General features: G+C 34.7%; 8 protein-coding genes. 2 read left to right on the top strand and 6 right to left on the bottom strand.

The genetic code is table 11. The features are described 5' to 3' along the window. Together MHB70_RS30975 and MHB70_RS30970 are read right to left on the bottom strand one after the other, a co-directional pair. A partial coding sequence (locus MHB70_RS30975; protein ID WP_341343755.1) for a plasmid recombination protein occupies positions 1 to 509 on the bottom strand: 509 nt, incomplete at its 3' end. Between the two features lie 723 nt (positions 510 to 1,232). Next, positions 1,233 to 2,240, bottom strand: a complete 1,008-nt coding sequence (locus MHB70_RS30970) for an exosporium leader peptide-containing protein (RefSeq protein ID WP_341343754.1) — start codon at positions 2,238 to 2,240, stop codon at positions 1,233 to 1,235. A gap of 215 nt (positions 2,241 to 2,455) precedes the next feature. Here MHB70_RS30970 and MHB70_RS30965 point away from each other — a divergent pair, with 215 nt between their 5' ends. Together MHB70_RS30965 and MHB70_RS30960 are read left to right on the top strand one after the other, a co-directional pair. Then, positions 2,456 to 3,106 (top strand): DUF3967 domain-containing protein, encoded by a 651-nt coding sequence (locus tag MHB70_RS30965; protein WP_061530603.1) that lies wholly within the window; start codon positions 2,456 to 2,458, stop codon positions 3,104 to 3,106. Positions 3,107 to 3,396: 290 nt separating this feature from the next. Next, positions 3,397 to 3,783, top strand: a complete 387-nt coding sequence (locus tag MHB70_RS30960) for a hypothetical protein (protein ID WP_061530604.1) — start codon at positions 3,397 to 3,399, stop codon at positions 3,781 to 3,783. Between the two features lie 253 nt (positions 3,784 to 4,036). Here the strand turns inward: MHB70_RS30960 and MHB70_RS30955 are convergent, their stop codons facing one another. The 4 genes from MHB70_RS30955 to MHB70_RS30940 all read right to left on the bottom strand — a co-directional run. Continuing rightward, on the bottom strand, positions 4,037 to 4,237 hold the full coding sequence (locus tag MHB70_RS30955; RefSeq protein WP_000434815.1) for a cold-shock protein: 201 nt from the start codon (positions 4,235 to 4,237) through the stop codon (positions 4,037 to 4,039). Between the two features lie 439 nt (positions 4,238 to 4,676). Then, on the bottom strand, positions 4,677 to 5,261 hold the full coding sequence (locus MHB70_RS30950) for a hypothetical protein (protein WP_061530605.1): 585 nt from the start codon (positions 5,259 to 5,261) through the stop codon (positions 4,677 to 4,679). Between the two features lie 575 nt (positions 5,262 to 5,836). Continuing rightward, a complete protein-coding gene (locus MHB70_RS30945; RefSeq protein ID WP_061530606.1) occupies positions 5,837 to 6,487 on the bottom strand; it encodes a hypothetical protein in 651 nt (216 codons plus the stop codon). A gap of 262 nt (positions 6,488 to 6,749) precedes the next feature. Then, a partial coding sequence (locus MHB70_RS30940; protein ID WP_341343753.1) for a mobilization protein occupies positions 6,750 to 7,707 on the bottom strand: 958 nt, incomplete at its 5' end.

The raw sequence follows: 7,707 nt of genomic DNA, 5'->3' as shown, positions 1-7,707 counted from the left end.
ACACCTTGTTGCTGCAAAGCTCTATCCATTCCGACACGCCTCGTTAATCCTCGACTACTTTCGAAATTCGGTACATAGTTAATATGTAAATGCGGATTCGCTTCATCATCATGTAAAACCATGTTATAAACCGCTAGGTTTGGATTTCTCTCTTGAAACGCCTCTGCATACTGTTTTAACGCTTCCTTTTTGACTTCCCTATACTTTGGGTCATCTTTTCCTTCCCCAATCGCTACAACCAGTTCTCGTTGTTCATGCGTCTTATCTTCTTTATGTATTTTGTCATAGTAGTCATCAATTTTACGGTCATTCCGTTTTTGTTTTTCGTTATACTTGTCCACCGCTTCTTGAAAGACATCCTTGTATACACTTCGGATATCCTTTTGAACAAAGTAAATATTCTCGTGTAACCTGGCTGGATCAATGCCAGGATTCCCATGCATATTTTCTCTATTATTATGACTCAATGAACTTTGGTAGGATTGATTAAATGAGATAGAACCCAACATAAAGTGCCACCACTTCCCCTAGATTAATTGATACCATCAGTCTAGCAAAGCGACGAAATGATGTCAATTAACGTAACCCTATACTTATTTTGACGCTAACGCATCAAAATCGATAGGGGTCTGCGACGCTTGTCGGCTTCACCGAGCCATGCTATGCATGGCAAAAACAAACCTTGGGCTTTGCCCAAACCCACTGGGGAACCTTTCCCCAGCCCCATCATTCAAACTCCCCAACCCCTCAAACTCCTTGAGGGGCTCCCTCGCCGGTAGGCAGGTCAAATCGGTAACCGTTTTGACCAACCAAGAGGGTCTTGGTGTAGTGAATATGTCAACTCCTTAATGCTCCTTCACTTCGCTTTGCTCTGCTCGTCCGCTTACCGTTGACATATAACCTTAACAACTATTTATTTCTTATAATTGGTAATACTATTAAAAAATAAAAGAATCTAGAAAAACTACAAATAAAAGAAGAAAACTGTTATAAAAACAAACAGCCTTCTTCTTTTGATATATTCGACTTAACAATATATCTGTAAATACCAAATTTCAGAATGATATATGAAGCGGCGCACGAAAAACGCGAAAGCGTTTCACGATAAATGCGAAAACGAGAGGACAAAGGTTTCAACGCTTGGTTAAACACCCAAATTGAGCGTTTCACGAGCAATGCGAAAACGAGAGGATAAAGGGTTTAACGCTTGGTTAAACACCTAAATGAATTAGCTAGGTCAACTTTATCAAACTCAGCATAGTTCCATTAAAATTTATTGTTATAGTTGCAGTATTACGAATTTGAAGCGTTCCTCCACCAATTCCTACCGCAAATACAGCTCCTGCTGATAAATTTTTAAGACCACCATCAGTAATATTATCAAACTCAATATTTGTTCCTGTAATTCTAACATTATTCAAATATAGACCTATTGCAGCATTCCCAGGTGGTGTAGGAATAATAACTGCAGTCTGATAACTAGCATAATAAACACCTGGTTGAAGTGTAACATCTCCTGAACCTAATACATGAGTAATATCTGTTCCATTTAATAAATCATTAGTTAACAAAGGAATAGCTGAATCAGCATTAACAAGTTGAGATCCACCATTAACAAACCTAGCATTAGTAGCGACGGTAATTGGTCCCGTTGATCCTGTTGGTTGGTCCCGTTGGTCCCGTTGGTCCTGTTGGTCCTGTTGGTCCTGTTGATCCTGTTGATCCTGTTGATCCTGTTGGCCTGTTGGTCCTGTTGGTCCTGTTGGTCCCGTTGGTCCTGTTGGTCCTGTTGGTCCTGTTGGTCCTGTTGGTCCTGTTGGTCCTGTTGGTCCTGTTGGTCCTGTTGGTCCTGTTGGTCCTGTTGGTCCTGTTGGTCCTGTTGGTCCTGTTGGTCCCGTTGGTCCTGTTGGTCCCGTTGATCCTGTTGGCCCTGTTGGTCCCGTTGGTCCTGTTGGTCCTGTTGGTCCTGTTGGTCCTGTTGGTCCCGTTGGTCCTGTTGGTCCTGTTGGTCCCGTTGGTCCTGTTGGTCCTGTTGGTCCCGTTGATCCTGTTGGTCCCGTTAAACCTGTTGGTCCCGTTGATCCTGTTGGTCCCGTTAAACCTGTTGGTCCCGTTGGTCCCGTTGGCAAAGTAAAAGATGGAATAGGTGGTAATGTAGGACCAACCAAATCTGGATCTAATACAGCAGCACTTAACAATTCATCTAGTATAAGACCTCTCCATTTTTTTTTATTTAACATAATTCACCTCCAAAAAACTCTTATCATAACTAATAAATGCACCAGATAAACCATATGACATCAATAAAAAAATATCACACCATTTTTCATAAAATAAAATGTATAAAATATCTTTCTCTAACAAATTAATTTCATATTTAAAAACATTTCGTTTTATCATGTATAATGTAACTTTAAGAACGTTAATTAGAACATTAAGAGGAGCGTGAGGAAGAATGCCTAATGAAACGCGGAATGGTATACAGTCCGAGCCACTCCCGGTTTTCTTAACCAAAGAAATAGCAGAAATGTTAAGTATTAGTGAAAGCTATTTACGTAAATGGTGTTTAGAATTAGAAAAACATGAATACACTTTTGTAAAAGTTCGTGATCCTAAAAGCAATCGTGAGTATCGAACCTTTACTTCAAAAGATATAAAAGCTTTAAAACAATTTCAAACACTAATGAAAGATGCCGGTTATAACAAGACAGATGCTGCTAAAACCGTAGCAATAACCATAAATAATGAAAAGTGGAACACGAGTAGAACGTCCCATGATCCAATGGATTCCCAATCTTTGCTTATTACAAGAGATAAAAAAATATTGGAACGCGAAAACAATAATAATTTGTTACGCGAATTATTGCATGAGGAACGCGAAGAGATAACAAAAGAACTTCAATCCATGAGAGAAGAATTACAACGAACTCAAAAAGAATTTCAAACATTGAAAGATGATATACAAATGTACCAAAAACACCATGAACAATTGTTACAAGAAAGAGATAAACAACTATTACAAAACATACGATCTATTCAAGAGACTAAACAACTAGTTGCTCCTACTGTAGAAAATAAACAACATTGGTGGAAATTTTGGAAATAAAGAAGCTTTTTTATACAGAATTCTATACAGATTTTTGTACTAATACAGAACATTTGTAGACCTAAAAATCTTGCTATATCAAGAATGTATAAAATAATGCATAGAGTATAAGCAAATAAAAAAGCAAAATCCTTTTATATAAAAGGATTTTGCTTTTTTATTTGCTACCGATAATGGGACGTTATGTTAACCTTACATGAATACGATATACATATTACATTTTGTCTATATAAGGTAGAGGTAACTGTCATATAATGAAGATAGCATTATGAATTATATGGGGGATAGCAATGAAAAAATTTATAGTTAGTTATTTAGTATGTCTTATATTTTTTTCTATATTTACATCTAGTTTGGATTTTATAATTAACCCTGAGGGTATGGCGGAATCATGGGGTTCCCTCTGGTCGATAGCTATTCTTTACATCATGTATGGGAGTATACCTGTACTTATAGGCTGTTTACTAGGGGAATTCTTTTATAGAAAAATAAAAAGAAGTTATAAATTAAGTATTGGGATTCCCCTGTTTATATTGTTAGGTGTTTCCTATACATATTTAATGTACATTGGATTATCTAGAGGATATGTATCTTATTCCATAATGGATTTTATTAAATTTAGTCTTCCTATTACTTTGTCCTCCTTAGTTTTCTATTTCATAAGACGAATAAGCTGATGTTAATCAACTTCTGATAACGAAAATTATGTAAATAAGCTGTCCACTTGGACAGCTTATTGTTTTTTTTTTTTGCTTAGCGTACAAAATTCGCGTTTTGTTGGCGGTACCCCATAATGCTAAAATTATGATTTCTAACGTCTTCTTTTTCATTAAAAGTTAAGCACCCCAAATCCCCTTAAAAAAGTTGTATTCGGAATATTGTAACAAAATCAAAAAAAGACCCTACAAGAGGGTCTTTCATCAGCTAATATTAAGCTATTTGCACATTAGTAGCTTGTGCGCCACGTTGTCCTTGTTCTACTCCAAACGTTACACGTTGTCCTTCGTCTAAAGATTTGAAACCGTCGATTTGGATAGCTGAGAAATGTACGAATACGTCTTCTCCACCTTCACGCTCGATGAATCCAAAACCTTTGTCTGCATTAAACCATTTTACTTTACCTTGTTCCATAATTGTTGCCTCCTAGTATGGATACCCACACATGTGTTACTACCCTTGCTCAAATACCTTAGACGAAAAACAAAATTTATTCTTAATCCCAAACCGAACAAAAATAGGTCATTCTTAGATTAACATAATTTCTAAAAAATAGCAAATTTCAAAAATAAGTCCTTATGGTAACTAGCCACTAATAGTGGTTGCTGGAGAAAAAGTCACTATGATAGTCATCACAGCAAGAAGTTACCAAAAAATCTTAACAATATCATTGGTTTGATTTTTTTCAGACATTCAACAACTGATAAAATTAGATATTTTCGAGTTAAATTTCACTTTTAATAACTTATTTTATTTTTGCTTAGCGTGGTTATTTTCCGAAATACTAGCGGTACCCCAATTAGATCTCAAATAAAAAGCATTTATCTTTTTCAGATAAATGCTTTTTATTTTTTTAGCAACCAGGTAAAACAATCTCTACATCAAAATCAAAATATATATAAGAATTATCTCGACGAATTCTTACTAAAGTCGCTGTACCATTTACCTGTGAAAGTCCATTATCACATAGTATAGGTAAAGATCCATCACAGTTATAGCAAAGAACATTATTTAATTGTACAACATCATTTAAATACGCACTAAAATCTGTTCTTGGACCTGTACATGGGAAAAATTCAGCCGGAAATTCAAAATAAAATGGTAAATTTCCAATTACAGAAATTTGAGATACAGAAACATTACATTCTATAACACCACAAGGAGTAGTGACAGATGCTAATGCATCACATTGAGCAACATTAAATCTTAAATAAAACGGATCTGTAATAACAGGAAAAGTATCACCAACATTTAATGGTTCTGGAAAAATAACTGATGAAGGATTACTCGTACCAGCTGTTAATCTAATTGTTCCTGAAGTGTTTATAACATTTTGACAAGGGGTAGAACAATCTAATAATTGTTGTACTTCTGAAGTATTTTCAGTATCTAATTGAATTTTTTCAGTACTATTTAAAACTTGATTTAATTCTTCCATGTTTTCACACACCTTTTTCATTTTTTACCGTCTTAATAAAAAATGAAAGTAAATAAGAATTAGTGTATGTATTACTTGTTTTTGGGTGTGAGTGCTGGCTGGGGGTGTGGGGGCTAGCCCCCACATAGCGTTAATATATATAGAAAAAGAGAAATATTATGAACGGAAGATCTAAGCGGTTCGGCTGATATAATTGCTGTTCCAAGTCGAGCAACTTAATCTCGTTTTTGGTCTGTTCGGCTTGGCGAAAGCTAAAAAACAGCCGAAAAAAGTTTTGCAAGGACATAATAAAAAAAAGAAAAAGCATTAGCTTTTAGGTGAGGATAAACGAACCGACTTTTTTTATTGTGAGGGTGGAGATTTTTGAGTGTTTTTCTCAAAAATACGACCCGTTCCTTGCGGAACTTTTAGCTATAAATATAAGAGTGAGAAGAGAAAAGTGAAGAAAGTCAGTAGTATCAAGGGTTTATAAGACATAGGGTGTGAATTTTTTTTCACACCTGTGTGAATTTTTTTTCACACCTAAAAAATGGTAAAAACAACAAAAAAAAAGATGTCAATAGTAAAATTGACATCTAAAATAAGTAAACTGGCAATTTATGTTTTTTATTATCTCCACTGACTTTAAAATTTCTAAGTGACTTTTTAAAAATATGTTGAGTTGCTCGATCAACACTATCTTTTGGAGAACAACACATAATATTCGGATTTACAAACCATGTACGACTAGTACAAGTTCTGCCATCATCAGTTGTCATTCCTGCTTCTGCAACACCTAAAACCCCTTTTTTTAATAAAGAATTCATTGTTTTAGAAACACTTTCCCTTGTTTTACCAAACTTTTCAGCTAAATAACTAGGTGTTGCTGCATTAGTTTCAATTTCATTACTATTACCCTTTTCAATGATTACATTAGTTTTAAATTCCAAATAAGAAGAAATTTGCAATAAAAACGCTTGCTCCGCATTCGTAAAATAGCCAATACGATTTAAATATTCCATATTGTCCATTATAATTTGCACAAACCTCACCCGATCTGTAGGTTTTTTCTTTTTTCCTATGAAATACTCATCTCCACCGGTTGTTTTACTTAATAACTGCAAGAGCATTCTTTTCTCTTCTTCTGAGTAACCACCGGCTTGCAACTGGTCATAAATACTATCAATCTTACTATCTCTTAATTTCGCTTTTTTTTCAGCTTGTCCAAAATCTACAACTTTTGTCATAAAATAATTCTCTCCCTTAGTGGAAGGAATCAACTTTTATATGTTAGAATGTATATAGAATATATAAATGGTTGGTTCCAACCTTATTATGAAAAACCGCCTCGCCGGCCAAAGCTGGGGCGGTTTTTCGCGTGTATACGTCTTTCTCTATAATAACATGAAACACCTTGTTAAAGCTTTTCATCTCTTGCAAAAACACAACATTCAATACTCTTTTCATTTTCTTCCCATTCATGAAGATCTATTACATTTTCTATTACTCCTATCTTTCCCTATTGAAATCTTGATGCCTGCTCATTTCTCTCTTATGTTCACGTTCAAATTGATTATCTACTCCCTTGCTACCCAATTCATTTTTAACAATCTCTCTAAACGCCTTAAATTGCTCTTTAAAAACTTTTTTCGTTTGTATATATAAAACTCTTATGTTCGTCTGTAAGTCCTTTATATGGGCTTTTAATGAGCTAATTTCTCTATTTAATACACTAACTTCTTTTTGCAACTTACCTTTTTCTTGTTTCAACGTTCGATTTTCTTTCATCCATCCCTCTGCATGGACTTTTAAACTTTCATTCTCTTTCACAAAATCCATTTCTCTCAAACGCTCATAATCTTTTTTAATAATGACGGCTGCATTCACTTGCTTTGTTAATTCTTGATATTGTTCTGGTGATAACACATAATTTCTTGTTTGTTTCTTCGTGATTTCAGCTTTTCCAAACATTTTATCCTGTACTTCTACTACTACTTCCTTATGTAAGAATGGAATTTTAACAGGTTCATTTGGCACTTGATCTGTAGCACTATCTAATTCTTTTTGCATTTGTTTTACTCTTTTTTCTAACTCTATATTACGCTGGCCAATTAACTGGAGCTTTTCATTTTCACCATCTACTTGTTGTTTCACTCTGTCTAATTCTTTTTGCTTATCAGTAACATCACTTTCCAAACTTTTTTTGATTACTTGTAATTCATTTGTTTTTTCTTCAACATTTTTTAAATCATGATCAATCGTTTGTAACTCTGTTTCTTTTTCTTGTACCTGGTTTTCAATAGTTGACTTCGCTTCTGCATATTCCTTGTATTGACGAACTTTCATGTACTTATGTGAACCTACATTAGCACGTTCAAAATTCGGAATATATTCTTTCGCTAATTGCTCAATATAAGCCGTTTCCGCTTCTCTCCAATGCGCAATTAACTGTCTTCCCGTTCCTTCG

The organism is Bacillus sp. FSL M7-1020 (assembly GCF_038050415.1).
Classification (GTDB): Bacteria; Bacillota; Bacilli; order Bacillales; family Bacillaceae_G; genus Bacillus_A; species Bacillus_A toyonensis.
This window is presented reverse-complemented; position numbering and strand designations above follow the sequence as displayed.

Bases quoted from the DNA above. Each gene is read 5' to 3' on its own strand.
- MHB70_RS30965 (WP_061530603.1), top strand. From the start codon at position 2,456: ATGCCTAATGAAACGCGGAATGGTATACAGTCCGAGCCACTCCCGGTT.
- MHB70_RS30960 (WP_061530604.1), top strand. From the start codon at position 3,397: ATGAAAAAATTTATAGTTAGTTATTTAGTATGTCTTATATTTTTTTCT.
- MHB70_RS30955 (WP_000434815.1), bottom strand. From the start codon at position 4,237: ATGGAACAAGGTAAAGTAAAATGGTTTAATGCAGACAAAGGTTTTGGA.
- MHB70_RS30970 (WP_341343754.1), bottom strand. From the start codon at position 2,240: ATGTTAAATAAAAAAAAATGGAGAGGTCTTATACTAGATGAATTGTTA.
- MHB70_RS30950 (WP_061530605.1), bottom strand. From the start codon at position 5,261: ATGGAAGAATTAAATCAAGTTTTAAATAGTACTGAAAAAATTCAATTA.
- MHB70_RS30945 (WP_061530606.1), bottom strand. From the start codon at position 6,487: ATGACAAAAGTTGTAGATTTTGGACAAGCTGAAAAAAAAGCGAAATTA.